This is a genomic window from Pseudomonas sp. PDM24, from assembly GCF_019218905.1.
In the GTDB taxonomy this organism is placed as follows: domain Bacteria; phylum Pseudomonadota; class Gammaproteobacteria; order Pseudomonadales; family Pseudomonadaceae; genus Aquipseudomonas.
In genome coordinates this window covers 501,789-518,085 of sequence record NZ_JAHUWR010000005.1, presented here as the reverse complement: position 1 = coordinate 518,085, position 16,297 = coordinate 501,789, and the positions used below count along the sequence as shown (strand labels likewise).

The following is a 16,297-nucleotide window of genomic DNA, read 5'->3' as shown; positions in this document are numbered from 1 at the left end:
AACTGCGACATAATGCAAATCTTTCGCATTCTGTGTAAAGGGTTGTTCCTGTAAATATTTCTTATTCACGCAAAGATGTGGGGCGCATTAAAAGATCGCAGCCTCGTTTCACTCGACAGCTCCTACAGAGGAACGCGGTCCACGTAGGAGCTGCCGAAGACTGCGATCTTTTCGCTATAAAGAAGAACTTACAAGATAGCCGCGTTACTGCGTTGGGCTTGCTTGAGGTAGGCGCTCAATTCCCGTGCCGGCAGCGGTTTGCTGTAGTGATAGCCCTGACCTTCGTGGCAGCCTTCGGAGATGATGTAGGCCTCTTGCTCGGCGGTTTCCACGCCTTCGGCGATCACCTGCATGCCCAGGCTCTTGCCCAGCTGGATGATGGCGCGAACGATGGTCGCATCGTCGTCGTCATCGAGCAGGTCCTGAACGAAGCTCTTGTCGATTTTGATCTTGTCCAGCGGCAGGCTTTTCAGATAACTCAGGGATGAATAACCGGTGCCGAAGTCGTCGATGGCGATCAGTGCGCCGGAGCGACGCAGGCTCAACAAGTGCTGGGCGGCGGTGCTGATGTCTTCCATCAGGCCGGTTTCGGTGACTTCCAGTTCCAGGCTGCGCGGTGGCAGGCGGTACATCTGCAGCAGGTTATTGACCACCCGCGGCAACTCGGCGTGGTGCAATTGCACGGTGGACAGGTTCACCGCCATGCGCAGGTCGAACCCCTGATCGTGCCATTCGCGCAATTGTTTGCAGGCCTGATCCAGCACCCATTCGCCGATAGCGATGATGGTGCCGTTCTGCTCGGCCAGCGGAATGAACAGGTCCGGCGGCACTAGCCCGTGTTCGGGATGTTGCCAGCGAATCAACGCCTCGACGCCCACCACGCGATGATCGCGGTAGCTGATCTGCGGCTGGTAGACCAAGTAGAACTGGTCGCGGATCAAGGCATCGCGCAGGTCTTTTTCCAGCTCGCGACGCCGCCGCATTTCCGTGTCGACGCTGGCGATATAGAACTGATAGCGGTTGCGCGAGCGAGTCTTGGCCAGGGTCATGGTCTGCTCGGCTTTTTGCAGCAACTTCTCGGTGCTGTCACCGTCCTCGGGGAACAGGGTGATGCCAATGGTGGCGCGCAGACGGATTTCCTGATGATCGAGGGCGAACGCCGCTTCCAGATCATCAAGAATGCTTTGGGCCAGTTCGGCCGCTTCATAGGGTTGTTCAATGTCGGCCTGAACCAGTGCAAACTGGTCGCCACCCAAACGGGCGAGGGCGCCGAGGCGACCGCTGTGAGCCCGCAGGCGATCGGCCAGGGCCAGCAGCAATTGGTCGCCGGCCTGATAGCTGAACTGTTCGTTGATGCCTTTGAAATCATCGAGCCCGACACACAGCACCGCGACCCGACGCTGCAATTTACCGGCGTCGACGAGGATCTTGTCCAGTTGCTGCTGCAATTGCTGGCGGTTCGGCAAACCGGTGAGGAAGTCGTACTGGGCCATGCGCAGCAGGCTGTTTTCCGCTTCGTGGCGCAGGTGGGTGTTGCGCTCGATGGATTCGAGCAACTGGTTGGCGGTGTTGATCCAGACGCCCAACTCGTTTCTCTCATGCCCCTTGAGCTGGGGAATCTTGTGGGCGCTGGGCCGGTCCGGGTTGATTTCGGTCAGGTGTTCGATAATCCGCGACAGCGGTTTGGTCAGCAGCCAGTGATAGACCAGATACAGCACCAGGGCCATGGCCATGGCGCGCAATACGCCAGAGATGAAGATGATCACGGAACTGACAATGAAGCCCTTGCCGTAGGTGGCGGTGTCGAGGGTAATGCTCAGGTCGCCGTAATACTCGCTGTATGGCCCGCGGCCCACCAGTTGGGTGGTGAAGGTGCGTTCCTGGCCGAGGATCAGATCGGTCAGCCAGCGGCTGTTGGAGTGCTGCAATTCACGGGTTTTTTGCGCGAGCATGGCTTCGTGAGGGTGGCCGATGGAGGCCATGCGCACGGCGTCGTCCTGAAACAGGCCTTCGATCACCTGCATGCCCATTTCCCGGTCCAGGCTGTAGACGGCCTGGGTCGAAGGGTCACGGAACATATCGAGGATGCGCTGGGCATCGCTGGCTACGGCCTGACGTGTTTTGTAGGCATCGAAAACGATCTGCGCGCAGCTCAAGACCACGCCGACGATCAATGCCGACAGGAGCACGACCCGGAGCAACTTCACCGACAAGCTGTTCTTGAGTTCCAGCTTCAAAGGGGTATTCCTTGTTCCGTGCGGGTAGCGTCAAGTTGCCATGAGTATTGGCAATCCCGTGAGGTCAGTCAAAGGGACAATCCAACCCAGGGGATTTTGCCGGTAGCTTGGCCGATAGGCTGTTGTTTGGAGTATTTGCCCTATTAGCACTGTGTCGGTTGTTGAGGCCCTCAACTTGAGGGGCGCGGGACAATTTTTCCTTGTGGTTGATGTTAGACGGCTGTGATGTGAGGGCAAGAGGGCGAATGCCACTCGCGTTGTGGGAAAGCGACCTGATTTTTAATGGAAGCCTCGCCAATCCCATTATGAAATGGAATGGACCGCGTTATCGTTCTTCGCGGGCAAGCCTCGCTCCTACAGGATCATCGACGTTCCCAGATTCAATGCCCCCTGTAGGAGCGAGGCTTGCCCGCGAAGGCGGCTGGAGGAATGTACCCATTTCCCCAGCCCATAAAAAAACCCGGCAAAAGCCGGGTTTTTTGACTGGCGCGAAGCTTAAGCGGTGAAGGTTTTGCCTTCGAACTGCTCAGCCACGAACTTCCAGTTGACCAGGTTCCAGAACGCTTCGACGTACTTCGGACGAAGGTTGCGGTAGTCGATGTAGTAAGCGTGTTCCCAGACGTCGCAGGTCAGCAGCGGGGTGTCGCCGCTGGTCAGCGGGTTGCCGGCGCCGATGGTGCTGGCCAGGGCCAGGGAACCGTCAGCCTTTTTCACCAGCCAGCCCCAACCGGAGCCGAAGGTGCCGATGGAGGTTTTGCTGAACTCTTCCTTGAACTTGTCGAACGAACCGAACGCTGCGTTGATGGCATCAGCCAGCGCGCCGGTTGGTTGACCGCCGGCGTTTGGCGCCAGGCAGTTCCAGTAGAACGTGTGGTTCCAGACCTGAGCGGCGTTGTTGAAGATACCGCCCGAGGAAGTCTTGACGATTTCTTCCAGGGTCTTGCCTTCGAACTCGGTGCCTGGCACCAGGTTGTTCAGGTTCACGACATAGGTGTTGTGGTGCTTGTCGTGGTGATACTGCAGAGTTTCCTCTGAAATGTGCGGCTGCAGGGCATCGTGTGCGTAAGGCAGCGGCGGCAATTCGAAAGCCATGATGATTCTCCTAATCAGGTCAGTTGCGGTGAGCGCAAGGCCGATCACGGGCGGCCAGACATGCGCCGGGGAGTTTGTACTCTTTGCGGCGCAGGGATCGGATCATAGCACCGGGGGTGCGGCATAACCACGCAACAACTGTGTGGAATAGAGGTTCCAGAGCCTTTTGGAATAAATCATGAAGCGATGATTAACTGGAACGCTACGGTGAACATCATGACGGCGACCAGCAGGTCGAGGATTCGCCAGGTGCTTGGCCTTGCCAGCCACGGCGCGAGCCATGCCGCGCCAAGGGCTAAAGTGAAAAACCACAGCAATGACGCACTGGCCGCGCCCACCACATAAGCACCGGGCTCGGTTTGTTGAGCGCCGAGGGAGCCGATCAGCAACACGGTGTCCAGATAAACGTGCGGGTTGAGCAACGTCACCGCCAACGCACTGAGCAGCACCGCCCGCAGTGAGCGTACCGCCTGATTTTCACCCTGTTGCAGGCTTTGTTTCGAGCAGGCCCGACGCAATGCCAGGCTGCCGTACCACAGCAAAAACGCCGCGCCTCCCCAGCGGGAGATGGCCAGCAGGGTCGGGTTTTGCGCCAGCACCGTCGCCAGGCCAAACACCCCGGCGGCCACCAGCAACGCATCGCAGGTCACGCAAAGTGCCGCCACCGGCAGGTGATGTTCACGACGAAGGCTCTGCGCCAGCACAAACGCATTCTGGGTGCCGATCGCCATGATCAGCCCCGCGGCCACCAACAGGCCGTTCACATAGCTTTGCCACATACGTTTTTACTCCGCGTTGGACGCCAGATCCCGCAGTACCTGCAGGGCGCGTTCGGCATCGGCCTGGCCGACGAACAAATGGTCGTGGTAATACCCGGCGATCACGTTGCAACTGATGCCGGCCTTGCCCAGTGCCGTGGCGAACGCGGCGGTCAGGCCGACGGCTTCTAGGGCCGAGTGCACGTTCAAGGTGATCCACGCGGCGATGTAGTCGAAACTGAAACCGGCCTGCTCGGCGTGGGAACGTTGCAGAATCACCGTCAGGCCTTCCCGTTCACGAAAACTGCCGACAATCTCAAGGCCGGCGGGCAACTTGCCGTCGCGCAACGTGCAGAACACGTATTCGCCGTCGTTGAGTTGCGGGCTCATGCTGCGCAGCAGGGTTGCCAATGACGTTTCGCCAGCCATGTCGGTGATCCTTGTTCAAGAGTTCTTGCTGGCCATTCTCCGGTTGAAGGCTGTATAAGAAAAACCAATAGTGCTGATCGCCCATTAGGAAAACTGATGTTCGACTACAAATTACTGTCTGCGCTCGCCGCCGTCATCGAGCAGGCCGGATTCGAACGCGCCGCGCAGGTGTTGGGTTTGTCCCAATCGGCGATCTCCCAGCGCATCAAACTGCTGGAGGCACGGGTCGGCCAACCGGTGCTGGTGCGGGTTACACCCCCGGCGCCGACGGAGATTGGCCGGCGCTTGCTCAACCATGTGCAGCAAGTGCGATTGCTTGAGCGGGATCTACAAACGTTGGTCCCGGCGCTGGACGAAGAAGGCCTGCCGGAACGCCTGCGTATCGCGCTGAATGCCGACAGCCTTGCCACTTGGTGGGCAGAGGCGGTGGGCGACTTTTGTGCGGAACAACATTTGCTGCTCGATTTGGTGGTGGAAGACCAGACCGTCGGCCTTAAACGCATGCGCGCAGGCGAAGTGGCGGGGTGTGTCTGTGCAAGTGAGCGGCCGGTGGCCGGTGCGCGCAGCGTTCTGTTGGGGGCGATGCGTTACCGTGCGATGGCGAGCCCGGCGTTCATTGCCCGGCATTTTCCCGAAGGTGTGCGCGCCGACCAGTTGGCCAAAACCCCGGCCCTGGTGTTTGGCCCGGATGATTTCCTACAGCATCGCTACCTCGCCTCCCTCGGTGTGGATGGCGGTTTCGAACACCATTTATGCCCATCGTCCGAAGGGTTTCTTCGTCTTACGGAAGCGGGGCTTGGCTGGGGCCTGGTGCCTGAATTGCAGGTGCGCGAGCAACTGGAACGCGGCCAATTGCAGGAGCTTTTGCCAGATAAGCCGATCGATGTGCCGCTGTACTGGCATCATTGGCGCAACGGCGGTCAGCTGTTGGGGTTACTCACCGATCAATTGGTGCACTCGTCGAAGCAATGGCTGGTGCCGTTGGACTGACGGGCAGCGTCAAGACCTCACGCCCTACGCCCTACGCAATATGCAAAGCGCAAAACGTAAAACGAAATATTCGGAGCAATTCATGAAAATTCTGGTCACCGGCGCAAGCGGCTTCATTGGCGGGCGCTTTGCGCGTTTCGCCCTGGAGCAGGGCCTGGACGTGCGGGTCAACGGTCGCCGGGCCGAGAGTGTCGAGCATCTGGTGCGTCGTGGCGCCGAGTTCATTCAGGGCGACTTGAGCGACCCGCAACTGGCGCGCGACCTGTGTTCAGACGTCGAAGCCGTGGTCCATTGCGCCGGCGCTGTGGGTTTGTGGGGGCGCTATCAGGACTTTCATCAAGGCAACGTCGAAGTCACCGAGAACGTGGTCGAAGCCTGTCTGAAACAGCGGGTTCGGCGCCTGGTGCACTTGTCGTCACCGTCGATCTACTTCGATGGCCGTGATCATCTGGGGTTGACCGAAGAGCAGGTGCCCAAGCGCTTCAAGCATCCCTACGCAGCGACCAAATACCTGGCCGAGCAAAAAGTCTTCGGCGCGCAGGAATTCGGCCTCGAAACCCTGGCCCTGCGCCCGCGTTTCGTGACGGGCGCCGGCGATATGAGCATTTTCCCGAGATTGCTGAAAATGCAGCGCAAAGGGCGGTTGGCGATTATCGGCAACGGCCTGAACAAGGTTGATTTCACCAGCGTGCAAAACCTCAATGAAGCGTTGCTCAGCAGCTTGCTGGCCAGCGGTTCGGCCTTGGGCAAGGCCTACAACATCAGCAACGGAGCGCCGGTTCCGTTGTGGGATGTGGTCAATTACGTGATGCGCCAAATGGATGTCCCACAGGTTACCCGCTACCGTTCCTACGGTTTGGCCTACAGCCTTGCCGCGCTCAACGAGGGCGTGTGCAAGCTGTGGCCCGGTCGTCCCGAGCCGACGCTATCGCGGCTGGGCATGCAGGTCATGAACAAAAACTTCACCCTGGATATCAGCCGCGCACGGCATTATCTGGACTACGATCCGAAAGTCAGCCTCTGGACCGCCCTCGATGAGTTCTGCGGTTGGTGGAAGGTTCAGGACATTCGCTGACACACAAGGGCAGCCCTTACTGAACCGAGTTCGGGGTTCAGGGTCAACCGGTGCGGCAGCGGGGGTTATACTTCGCCGCATCAAGCCATCACCGCGTTCCACAAAGGTTGACCCTAATGCCCATGCGTAACGATGCCAACGACGACTTCGACGATGTCCCGAGCCTGCGCGCCAGCAGCCTCGATGACGATGATTTTCCGACCACCGCTCGCACTTCCGTGCATTCGCGCACCGCACCGGTGGTCAAGGTCAAAGGCCCGAGCACCGGCCCTTTGTGGGCATTGGTCGGCGCGTTGTTCTTTGCCTTCGCCGGCCTTGCCTGGTGGAGTTTTCAGCAGATCTCGCTGATGGAACAGCAACTGGTGGCGACCCAGGAAAGTTTCGCGCGCATCAGTGAGGAAGCGGCGGGGCGCTTGCAGGACATTTCCGGCAAGGTCGTGGCCAGTCAGTCCAATGTCAACACCGGCAGTGAAGCGTTGAAGCTGCAAATCAAACAGCTTGAAGGCAAACTCCAGGACCAGAGCAAGCAGCTGGAAAGTAAGCTTCAGGACCAGAGCAAACAGCAGCAAGGCGTCCTCGGCCAGACCTCCGAACTGGACAAGCGCCTGGCGCAAATGACCGCGCAAGCCACCGAACAACAAACCGCCAATGCTCAGTTGCAGGCCCAGGTCAAAGCCTTGAGCGGCGAACTGGCCGCGTTGAAGAACGCGTCGGCCGATAGCAGCCAAATCGATGCCCAGCTCAAAAGCCTGGGTGCCGACATTACCGCGCTGAAGAGGCAAGGCAACCCGAGCGCCGCCATCGAGCGCCTGGAGCAAGACATGATCGTGCTCAAAAGCCAACAGGACAACCGCCCGGCCGCCGCACAAGGTGGCACCAACACCGCCGAGTTCGACGCCTTCCGCGGCCAGGTCACTCGCAACATCAACACCCTGCAGGCGCAGATTCAGAATCTGCAGCAACAGCTGCGCACCCGGCCTTAGATCACACAACCTGTAGCAGCTGGCGCAGCCTGCGTTCGGCTGCGCAGCAGTCGTGAAAACAGGCACCGAGTTGTATCAGACAAACCGCGGCGTCTGGATTACGACTACTTCGCAGCCGAACGCAGGCTGCGCCAGCTGCTACAGGTAGAGACCTGCGTTTTCCTGAATATTCATACATAGCCCCAAGCCGTCTACGCTCTTGAAACACTAACAAGAACGGGGGAATGCGCCATGGGGGGGCTTCACAAGCTGGCCTTGCTGGGCGGGTTGTTTTTGCTGTACCTGTCGCCGATTCACGCCGCCACGACGGAAAAGGCTGACAGCCAGGCCGCCGCCCATGGCACCAACCTGCGACTGATCAATACCGACTTCGGCAAGATCAAGGACCCGGAAGGCAAACCGGTGGGCGAGCCGATTCTGGCGCTGATGGCCAAACAGGATGACGGCGAATACGAATACCGCTGGAAAAATCCGGTGACCGGCAAGGTCGAAGACAAGCATGCCTACCTGAAAAAGGTCGGGCATTTTCTGGTGGCGGTGGGGTATTACAGCCCTTGATTCGGTGGTGTCCGGGCTGACGTCTTCGCGGGCAAGCCTCGCTCCTACTCACGATCCCTTGTAGGAGCGAGGCTCGCCCGCGAAGGCCGCACCTCGGTCTATCTACCGAACCTTGTCCTCACGCCCCCGCAACACTCTATTGGGCATGGCAATCGCCGCCGCCAGCCCCAGCAATGACACCGCCGCGCTGACCATCAGCAAATGCCGGAAGGTCAGCAGCAACTCAGCGCGCAAGGCGTCCTGCGCATCCCCCGGCGCGGCGTTCAATCCATCCAGCAAGACATTCCCCGAACTCCCCTCGGCCATCAGCGACGAGCCGGCCAGGTGCGCAAAACTCGAATCCTGTAACAACGCCAGCAGCAGCGCCGACATTAACGCCACACCCATTGCGCCGCCCAGAGAGCGGAACAGATTGGTGGTGCTGGTGGCGACGCCGATGTCCCGTTGTTCCACTGAGTTTTGCGTGCCCACCAACGATGTGGGGAACTGCATGCCGCTGGCGATACCACTGAGCAACATGAACAGACTGCTCAGCACAAACGCCTGAGGCGCACTGAACGCCATGCCGAGAATCGAGAACGGCATCAGCAGGGCGCCAGTCAGGATCATCGGTTTATAGCGACCGCTCACCGAGGTCTGGCGTCCGGCAAAGTACGCGCCTATTGGCAAACCCATGGCCAGCGGCAACAGGTGCAGCGCGGCGCTGTCAGCCCCGGCGCCGGTGACGCTCTGGAAGCGCAGCGGCATCAGCACGATCAAGGAAATCGCCTGGAAACTGGTGAAGAAAATCGTGCACCAGCAAAGAATCGCACTGCGGTTGGCAAACAAGTGCATCGGCAGCAACGGTTCCCGCGCCCGCTGTTCATGCCAGACAAACACGGCCAGCACCACCACCGCACAACCGAGCAAGGCCGATACTTCGGCGCTGCGCCACGAATGGCCCTGGCCGACCTGAGTGATGCCCAGCAACAACGCCGTCAGGCCGATGATCATCAGCAATGTGCCGAAGTAATCGATGATCGGCTTGCGCTGCGGCACGGGCAAACCCACCAGCGTACGGTGGGCCACCCACAAGGCACCCAGGCCCAATGGAAGGTTGATCAGAAATACCCAGCGCCAGGACAGGTATTCGGTCATGTAGCCACCGAGAACCGGGCCGGCCACGCTGGCCACCGCATACATGCTGCTGAAGTAACCCTGATAGCGTCCGCGTTCGCGGGGGGGAACGATGTCGCCGATGATTGCCTGGCTCACCGAAATCATCCCGCCGGCGCCGATGCCCTGAAGAATCCGCGCCAGCACCAGTTGCTCCATGCTCTGCGCCATGCCGCAGAACAACGACGCCAGGGTGAACACCCCCATGCCGAACAGCATCAACTTGCGGCGCCCATACAGGTCGCCGAGTTTGCCGTAGATCGGCACCGCCACGGTCATCGCCACCATGTACCCGGAAATCACCCAGGCCAGCAGGCTGACATCCTTGAACTGCGCGGAGATGGCCGGCATTGATACAGCGACGATGGTCTGGTCCAGCGCGCCCAGAAAAATCGCCAGCATCAGGGCGATCAGCACGCTGCGAATGGCCGGTTTGGGCGTTTCAGGCTGGTTGAGATTGGTCACGGGTAAAACCTGCGGGCAGTAATGGGCCCGCAGCAGGCAAGGCGAGCGGGATGCTCGCCAGTGTAAGTCGGTAGCAGGCTATTCGATAGCCTCGTATGGAAGGCCAACGTAATTTTCGGCGATGGTTTTTCGGCCCGCCTCGGAGTCCACGAAATAGGCCAGCTCCGATTCGCTGATGCGCTGGCTGAACGCGTCGTGCTCGTCGAAGCGATGCAACATCGAGGTCATCCACCAGGAAAACCGCTCGGCTTTCCATACCCGCCGCAAGCAAACCTCGGAATACTTCTCCAGCAAATCCACACGCCCTTCGCGGTAAACCTTCAGCAGAATATTGAACAGCGTACTGACATCGCTGGCCGCCAGGTTCAGGCCCTTGGCGCCGGTGGGCGGGACGATGTGGGCGGCGTCGCCGACCAGGAACATCCGCCCGTACTGCATCGGCTCGACCACGAAGCTGCGCAGCGGCGCGATGCTTTTTTCGATCGACGGGCCGGTCACCAGCGTGTCGGCGAGGGCGGCAGGCAGACGGGATTTGAGCTCATCCCAGAAGCGTTGGTCAGACCAATCCTCGACTTTGTCCTGGGCCGGTACCTGGAGGTAGTAACGGGTACGTGTCGGCGAACGCATGCTGCACAACGCAAAACCACGTTCATGCCGCGCATAGACCAACTCTTCGTGCACCGGCGGCGTGTCGGCGAGAATCCCCAACCATCCGAACGGATAAACCCGCTCGAACACCTTCAGGCTGTCGGCAGGGATCGACTGCCGCGCCACGCCATGAAAACCGTCGCAACCGGCGATGTAGTCACAATCGAGTCGATACGTTTCGCCGTCCTTGTCGAAGGTGACAAAGGGTTCAGCGGTTTTCATGCCGTGAGGGACGACATTGCTGGCTTCGTAGATCGTCTGTGCACCGGCGTCCCGACGAGCGGCCATCAGGTCGCGGGTGACCTCGGTCTGGCCATAGATCGTTACGGTTTTGCCGCCCGTCAGCGCCTGCAAATCGATATGTACCCGGCGCCCGTCGAGGGCCAGTTCGAAGCCTGTATGGACCAGCCCTTCGGCATCCATGCGCTGACCCACTCCGGCCTGACGCAACAGCTCTACCATGCCTTGTTCGAGGACACCGGCGCGGATGCGTCCGAGCACGTAGTCCGGGGTCTGGCGTTCGAGGATCAAGGTGTCGATGCCGGCGTTATGCAGCAATTGGCCGAGTAGCAAGCCAGAGGGGCCGGCACCGATGATGGCGACTTGGGTTTTCAGTGTTTTCATTGTTTTTATGACTCGCAAGCTCCACACGGCCAAGGCCGGTGAATGATTTTTATGGATCGAGTACTTGCATTTTTCACTTGCGAGTCTGTCAATTGAAGGGGAAAACTGAGCCGATACCTGTACATTCTGCCAATCGGTGCGATTATCGCCCCGTTACCCTCGAGGCCTGGATTGAAGTGATGAACAAGCCTGACCTGCCATCGATTCCGGTGTTCAAACTCTATGGTGAAAGCCTGGACTGGCCGACCCCTGACTTGTTGCACTGTGAAACCATTTCCAAACGCAGCCGCGAACATCAATGGGAAATCAAACCCCACCGCCACGCCGATTTGTGTCAGTTACTCTTCGTTTTCAAAGGTCAGGCAGAGCTTGAGATCGAAGGCAAACGCTCACAATTGACTGAGCCGGCCATCCTGATTCTGCCGCCGTTATCGGTGCATGGTTATCGGTTTTCCGAGGACGTCGAAGGTTTCGTCGTCACGCTGGCCGCGCCGCTGATCGCCCACCTGCAAGCACAACTGGGCAATTCGGTGAACGCTCTGGCACAGGCCGAAAGCTACCCGGCGGGCAAGGACAGCGAGTACCTCAACAGCCTGTTTTCAGCGCTGCAAAGCGAGTACACCGGCCATCAACCGGCGCGGGAAATGCTCATGCATTCGCTGGTCAGCGTGATTATGGTGTGGATCAGCCGCCAGGTGATTCAGCGCCAAACCGCCACCCAGCGTCCGCAGCGGGCTCGGGAATACCTCAACGGCTTTATTCAGCTGGTGGAAGAAACCTATCGCCAGCACGTCAAGGTCGAGGACCTGGCTCATCGGCTGGGGATTTCCGTGTCCCACCTCAACGGCACGTGCCGTGAACTGGCGGGGCAACCGGCGTTGCAGATCATGCATGAGCGTCAATTGCTGGAGGCCAAGCGCTTGCTGACCTACACCAGCATGACCATTTATGAAATGTCCGACGTGTTGGGGTTTTCCGATCCGACCAACTTCACACGCCTGTTCAGGCGTCGCGTGGGGATTTCGCCCAAGGCCTTTCGCGACCGTTTGAAGGCCGATCAGGACAACGAGACCTGAACCCCTTCGTCATCGGAGGGCGTTGAGGGTCGCGTTGTGGGGAATGCAGCGCTCGAAGTTGCAGCTCGCAAAGTCACGGGGCTGTTGTCGCAACTGCTCGACACGCCAGGCGGCTGTGCCATACAGCGCCAGTGTCGCCGCGCAAGTGATGAAAATGGCGAGGTATCTTCTTGTTTTTATGTTCATGGCGTTGACCTCTGAACGAATACCTTTCGGTACTGCTTTGAGCATAGGTCAGCGGTGATGAGTTGCCAGCAAAGCGGCCTTCGCGTTTAACGCGATATTCAGAACATTGATGCCCCCTTGTGGGAGCGGGCTTGCTCGCGAATGCGGTGTGACATTCAACAATGATGTCGACTGATCCACCGCTTTCGCGAGCAAGCCCGCTCCCACAGGGGGTCTGTGTGTTGAAGGGGAAAGCAATCCCTCCATTGATCCGGTTACAGGCCTAGATCCCATTCAGGTTCTTCGGGAAATCTGAGCACCAAAAAATCCAGCATGCTGCGCAACGCCGCCGGCATGTGTTTGCGTGAGGCATACACCGCATAGATATTCAGCTGCCGGGGCTCGGCCTGGGGCAACAGGCGGATCAGTTCGCCGCTGTGGATATGCACGCCGGCCAGGTAACTGGGCAGCATCGCCACGCCGGCCCCGGCCATCGCCGCGCGCAACAGCGTGCTGGCTTCGTTGGCGCTGATGTTGCCCTGCACCGGCACCGAGACGGGCTCGCCGTCCTGTTCGAAATGCCAGAGGCTCTTGCCGAAGTAGGAGTGGGTCAAGCAATTGTGCAGGCTCAGGTCCTCGACCCGTTGCGGCGTCGGGTGCTCGCGCAGGTACGCGGGGGAGGCGCAGATCACCGAGCGGCAAACCGTCAGCCGTCGGGCGATCAGGTTCGGGTCCAGGTCATTGCTGGTGCGGATGGCCAGGTCGATGCGTTCATCCACCAGGTTCACCGTGCGGTCGAGCATTTGCATATCGATGCTGACGCCGGGGTAACGTTTGACGTAAGCCGCCATGGCGTCTGCCAGTTGGGCCTGGCCGAACGAGGTGCTGACGCTGATCCGCAGCAGACCTCGTGGTGCGTCGTCCGGCTCGCTGACGGCGGCTTGCATGTCGGTGGACAACTCGAGCATCTGCCGACAGCGCGGCAGGATCTCGCTGCCGGCGGTGGTCAGGCTCAATTTGCGCGTGGTGCGGTGCATCAGGCGCGCGCCGACCCAATCTTCCAGCTCCGCCAGATACCGGGAAACCACCGGCCGTGACAGGTCCAGGTGATCCGCGGCGGCCGATTGGCTGCCCAGGTCCACCACCGTAACGAACACCCGCATTGCTTGTAGACGATCCATGATTTGCCCGCTTTTAGAAACAAACTATGTTCAAGCATCGCATTTTTTGTATCGAGTCAGGCAACTAAGCTCTGTCCCATCGCCAAGCATGGCATTCGGACAACGGAGCAACAGATGATCGGCTTCACTTCAATCAAACGCATTCTTCTGGCAACCGCCACGCTCGGCTTCGCGGCCCATGCCGCGGCGGCGTCCACCTTGACGCTGGACGTCTACAACCCTGGCACCAATGCGATCTTCCCGGTGACCTCGGTACTGGTCAGCGGCGAGAAGGAAGCGATTCTGCTGGACGCGCAATTCGGCAAAGCCCAGGCCGAACAGGTGGTGGAAAAAATCCGCGCCAGCGGCAAACAGCTGACCAGCATCTACATCAGCCACGGTGACCCGGATTACTACTTCGGCCTCGATACCGTGACCCAGGCGTTCCCGAAAGCCAAAGTGCTGGCCTCGGAACCGACTGTTGATCACATCAAAAAAACCGTCGACGGCAAACTGGCGTTCTGGGGCCCGAAAATGGGCGCTGACGTGCCGAACAAAACCATCGTGCCGCAGGTGCTCAAGGGCGACAGCCTGATGCTGGAAGGGCAGAAATTGCAGGTGATCGGCCTGGACGGCAAGCAGCCGGATCGCAGCTTTGTGTGGATCCCGTCGATCAAGGCTGTGGTCGGTGGCGTGGTCGTCGCCGAAAACATTCACGTGTGGATGGCTGACACCCAGACCCCGCAATCCCATGCCGATTGGCTGACGACGCTGCAGGCGATTGAAGCGCTGAAGCCGAACACCATCGTGCCAGGTCACTACCTCGGTGAGAGCGCTCGCTCTCTGGCGGCGGTGCAGTTCACCGCCGATTACATCAAGGCGTTCGACGAAGAAACCGCCAAGGCGAAAGATGCTGCCGAACTGATCGCCGCGATGAAAAAACGCTACCCGACCCTGGGCGAAGAAAGCTCACTCGAGCTGAGCGCCAAAGTCGCCAAGGGCGAGATGAAGTGGTAATCCGCTGAGATTTTGAGGCGAGGGGGGGACGCAGACCCTGTAGGAGCGAGGCTTGCCCGCGAAGAATGCACCGCGGTTTTTCAGGTATTACGCGTCATCGTTCTTCGCGGGCAAGCCTCGCTCCTACAGGTTCTGCGTCTAAATTGCCCCCTCGCCACAAAAAGCCCTGAGTCACACCTATACAGATTCACCCACGCCAACTGGAGAAACGTCATGAGCAACATCGCAATCATCGGTGCCACCGGTCGTGCCGGTAGCCAACTGTTGGAAGAAGCCCTGCGTCGCGGTCACAGCGTCACGGCCATCGCCCGTGACACCTCGAAAATCGCCCCGCGTGCCGGGGTCGTGAGCAAAAACGTAGACGTACTCGACGCTGCTGCATTGCAAGCCGCCGTGGCCGGGCATGATGCGGTGATCAGCGGTGCGCACTTCTCCACCATCCCCGCCAGCGCCGTCATCGAGCCGGTGAAGAAGGCCGGGGTCAAGCGTCTGCTGGTGGTCGGCGGTGCCGGTTCGCTGTTGCTGCCGGGCGGCGGCCGGGTGATCGACAGCGAAGGCTTCCCGGAGGAATACAAGGCCGAGGCCAGCGCCGGTGCCGCGTTCCTGAATACCTTGCGTCAGGAACAGGACCTGGACTGGACCTTCCTGTCGCCGTCGGCAGAGTTTGTCGAAGGTGAGCGCATGGGTACGTTTCGAATCGGCAAGGATGACTTGCTGGTGAGTGCGCAGGGCCGCAGCTGGATCACCTTCGCAGACTTCGCGATTGCGCTGCTTGATGAAGTGCAAACACCGAAGCATTCCCGCCAGCGGTTTACTGTCGGGTATTGATGGCGCGGCTTAAATCATTCGCGAGCAAGCCCGCTCCCACATTTGATCTACGTCGTACACAAGTACGGTGTTCACCGGAGATTCAATGTGGGAGCGGGCTTGCTCGCGAAGGGCTCAACGCGATTGAGCCTGCTCCACCAACCACCCCATCAATTCGCGCAACTTCGGCGAAGGCGCCGGTTTCTCGGGGAACACCAGGTAATACGCCAACCCGGTTTTCACCTTCAAATCAAAAGGCATGACCAGCCGTCCGGCACTCAGGTCATCGCCGATCAACGACCAATCGCCAATCGCTACACCTGTCCCCTGAGACGCCATCGACATCGCCAGGTCCAGGGTTTCGAAATGCTGCCCTTTGCCGACATTGCTCAGCCGAATATCCGCAGCCTTCAGCCAGGCGTTCCAGTCCCGTTCATCGCGGGTGGGGTGCAGCAACAAGTGCTGTTGCAGATCGGCCGGTGTGTGCAAAGCCATCGGCCCTTCAAGCATCGGTCGGGAACACACGGGCGTCAGTTGTTCATCGAACAAATGCTGGGAGGTCAGTGAACTGTCTGGCGGCGGGCCATACATCACCGCCGCGTCGAACTGCTCGCGATGAAAATCCACGCCGTGCTTCACCGTGGTGGTCAATTCCACCGGTACATCCGGGCGTTCCTTTTGCCACTGCAACAGGCGCGGTAACAGCCAGCGCATCACGCAGGTCGGGGCTTTCAGTTGCAGGGTTTCGCGCTTCTCGCCGATCTGCTCCACCGCCTCGTCGATCAGCCCGAAAATCTGCTGCACCCGTGGCAGCCATTCCCGTCCTTCGGCGGTCAGGCTCAAGCCTCGCGCCTGGCGAATGAACAGCTCATAACCCAGATGATCTTCTAGCCCGGCGATCTGCCGGCTCACCGCGCCTTGGGTGATGTGCAGTTGTTCGGCGGCCCGGGTGAAGTTGCAGCACTGCGCGGTGATCAGAAAAGTGTACAGCGCCGGCAGGGGAGGCAATCGTTTCATTGGGATCCAAGGTATGACGTGAGGACATGGCTAGTATGACT

14 protein-coding genes and 2 pseudogenes are annotated in these 16,297 nt (G+C 59.6%); 7 read left to right on the top strand and 9 right to left on the bottom strand.

Translation table 11 applies throughout. The features are described from left to right. Window positions 1–188: 188 nt before the first annotated feature. The 4 genes from KW837_RS19430 to KW837_RS19415 all read right to left on the bottom strand — a co-directional run bounded on the left by KW837_RS19430 (window position 189) and on the right by KW837_RS19415 (window position 4,516). Window positions 189–2,237: a bifunctional diguanylate cyclase/phosphodiesterase gene (locus KW837_RS19430; RefSeq protein WP_123500721.1), complete on the bottom strand. Its 2,049-nt coding sequence runs from the start codon at window positions 2,235–2,237 to the stop codon at window positions 189–191. A gap of 495 nt (window positions 2,238–2,732) precedes the next feature. After that, the gene (locus tag KW837_RS19425) at window positions 2,733–3,329 is read right to left on the bottom strand and encodes a superoxide dismutase (RefSeq protein ID WP_007898423.1); all 597 of its coding nucleotides are present in this window, start codon (window positions 3,327–3,329) and stop codon (window positions 2,733–2,735) included. Window positions 3,330–3,505: 176 nt separating this feature from the next. Continuing rightward, on the bottom strand, window positions 3,506–4,108 hold the full coding sequence (locus KW837_RS19420) for a LysE/ArgO family amino acid transporter (RefSeq protein ID WP_192343823.1): 603 nt from the start codon (window positions 4,106–4,108) through the stop codon (window positions 3,506–3,508). 6 nt (window positions 4,109–4,114) lie between these two features. Continuing rightward, on the bottom strand, window positions 4,115–4,516 hold the full coding sequence (locus KW837_RS19415; RefSeq protein ID WP_218398011.1) for an ACT domain-containing protein: 402 nt from the start codon (window positions 4,514–4,516) through the stop codon (window positions 4,115–4,117). A gap of 96 nt (window positions 4,517–4,612) precedes the next feature. Between KW837_RS19415 and KW837_RS19410 the strand changes: the two genes are divergently transcribed. The 4 genes and pseudogenes from KW837_RS19410 to KW837_RS19395 form a co-directional block, all read left to right on the top strand. Beyond that, window positions 4,613–5,506, top strand: a complete 894-nt coding sequence (locus tag KW837_RS19410; RefSeq protein ID WP_123500717.1) for a LysR family transcriptional regulator ArgP — start codon at window positions 4,613–4,615, stop codon at window positions 5,504–5,506. An 82-nt stretch (window positions 5,507–5,588) separates the two neighbouring features. Then, on the top strand, window positions 5,589–6,581 hold the full coding sequence (locus KW837_RS19405) for an NAD(P)-dependent oxidoreductase (protein ID WP_218398008.1): 993 nt from the start codon (window positions 5,589–5,591) through the stop codon (window positions 6,579–6,581). A 116-nt stretch (window positions 6,582–6,697) separates the two neighbouring features. Then, window positions 6,698–7,564 carry an ATPase gene (locus KW837_RS19400; protein WP_218398006.1) on the top strand — a complete coding sequence of 289 codons (867 nt, stop codon included), beginning with the start codon at window positions 6,698–6,700 and terminating at the stop codon, window positions 7,562–7,564. 330 nt (window positions 7,565–7,894) lie between these two features. Then, a pseudogene (locus tag KW837_RS19395) lies at window positions 7,895–8,122 on the top strand (cache domain-containing protein); the annotation flags it as partial. A 102-nt stretch (window positions 8,123–8,224) separates the two neighbouring features. Here KW837_RS19395 and KW837_RS19390 read toward each other — a convergent pair. After that, window positions 8,225–9,742: an MDR family MFS transporter gene (locus KW837_RS19390; protein ID WP_218398004.1), complete on the bottom strand. Its 1,518-nt coding sequence runs from the start codon at window positions 9,740–9,742 to the stop codon at window positions 8,225–8,227. Between the two features lie 78 nt (window positions 9,743–9,820). Then, the gene (gene pobA, locus KW837_RS19385; protein WP_218398037.1) at window positions 9,821–11,005 is read right to left on the bottom strand and encodes a 4-hydroxybenzoate 3-monooxygenase; all 1,185 of its coding nucleotides are present in this window, start codon (window positions 11,003–11,005) and stop codon (window positions 9,821–9,823) included. Between the two features lie 188 nt (window positions 11,006–11,193). Here pobA and KW837_RS19380 point away from each other — a divergent pair, with 188 nt between their 5' ends. Then, window positions 11,194–12,090, top strand: coding sequence for a helix-turn-helix domain-containing protein (locus tag KW837_RS19380; protein WP_218398002.1), 897 nt, complete (start codon window positions 11,194–11,196; stop codon window positions 12,088–12,090). A gap of 303 nt (window positions 12,091–12,393) precedes the next feature. Here the strand turns inward: KW837_RS19380 and KW837_RS29135 are convergent. Both KW837_RS29135 and KW837_RS19375 read right to left on the bottom strand, forming a co-directional pair. Continuing rightward, window positions 12,394–12,522, bottom strand: a pseudogene (locus KW837_RS29135) (metal ABC transporter ATP-binding protein); the annotation flags it as partial. Between the two features lie 8 nt (window positions 12,523–12,530). Next, window positions 12,531–13,436, bottom strand: a complete 906-nt coding sequence (locus tag KW837_RS19375) for a LysR family transcriptional regulator (protein ID WP_218398000.1) — start codon at window positions 13,434–13,436, stop codon at window positions 12,531–12,533. Window positions 13,437–13,550: 114 nt separating this feature from the next. On the opposite strand from KW837_RS19375, the gene KW837_RS19370 reads away from it, so the two are divergent. Beyond that, the gene (locus tag KW837_RS19370; RefSeq protein WP_218397998.1) at window positions 13,551–14,432 is read left to right on the top strand and encodes an MBL fold metallo-hydrolase; all 882 of its coding nucleotides are present in this window, start codon (window positions 13,551–13,553) and stop codon (window positions 14,430–14,432) included. Window positions 14,433–14,645: 213 nt separating this feature from the next. Further along, window positions 14,646–15,260: an NAD(P)-dependent oxidoreductase gene (locus KW837_RS19365; protein ID WP_218397996.1), complete on the top strand. Its 615-nt coding sequence runs from the start codon at window positions 14,646–14,648 to the stop codon at window positions 15,258–15,260. A 114-nt stretch (window positions 15,261–15,374) separates the two neighbouring features. Here KW837_RS19365 and KW837_RS19360 read toward each other — a convergent pair whose 3' ends face one another. Beyond that, window positions 15,375–16,256: a LysR substrate-binding domain-containing protein gene (locus tag KW837_RS19360; RefSeq protein ID WP_218397994.1), complete on the bottom strand. Its 882-nt coding sequence runs from the start codon at window positions 16,254–16,256 to the stop codon at window positions 15,375–15,377. Window positions 16,257–16,297 lie beyond the last annotated feature (41 nt).

Bases quoted from the DNA above. Each gene is read 5' to 3' on its own strand.
- KW837_RS19425 (WP_007898423.1), bottom strand. From the start codon at position 3,329: ATGGCTTTCGAATTGCCGCCGCTGCCTTACGCACACGATGCCCTGCAG.
- KW837_RS19420 (WP_192343823.1), bottom strand. From the start codon at position 4,108: ATGTGGCAAAGCTATGTGAACGGCCTGTTGGTGGCCGCGGGGCTGATC.
- KW837_RS19415 (WP_218398011.1), bottom strand. From the start codon at position 4,516: ATGGCTGGCGAAACGTCATTGGCAACCCTGCTGCGCAGCATGAGCCCG.
- KW837_RS19410 (WP_123500717.1), top strand. From the start codon at position 4,613: ATGTTCGACTACAAATTACTGTCTGCGCTCGCCGCCGTCATCGAGCAG.
- KW837_RS19405 (WP_218398008.1), top strand. From the start codon at position 5,589: ATGAAAATTCTGGTCACCGGCGCAAGCGGCTTCATTGGCGGGCGCTTT.
- KW837_RS19400 (WP_218398006.1), top strand. From the start codon at position 6,698: ATGCCCATGCGTAACGATGCCAACGACGACTTCGACGATGTCCCGAGC.
- KW837_RS19380 (WP_218398002.1), top strand. From the start codon at position 11,194: ATGAACAAGCCTGACCTGCCATCGATTCCGGTGTTCAAACTCTATGGT.
- KW837_RS19375 (WP_218398000.1), bottom strand. From the start codon at position 13,436: ATGGATCGTCTACAAGCAATGCGGGTGTTCGTTACGGTGGTGGACCTG.
- KW837_RS19370 (WP_218397998.1), top strand. From the start codon at position 13,551: ATGATCGGCTTCACTTCAATCAAACGCATTCTTCTGGCAACCGCCACG.
- KW837_RS19365 (WP_218397996.1), top strand. From the start codon at position 14,646: ATGAGCAACATCGCAATCATCGGTGCCACCGGTCGTGCCGGTAGCCAA.
- KW837_RS19360 (WP_218397994.1), bottom strand. From the start codon at position 16,256: ATGAAACGATTGCCTCCCCTGCCGGCGCTGTACACTTTTCTGATCACC.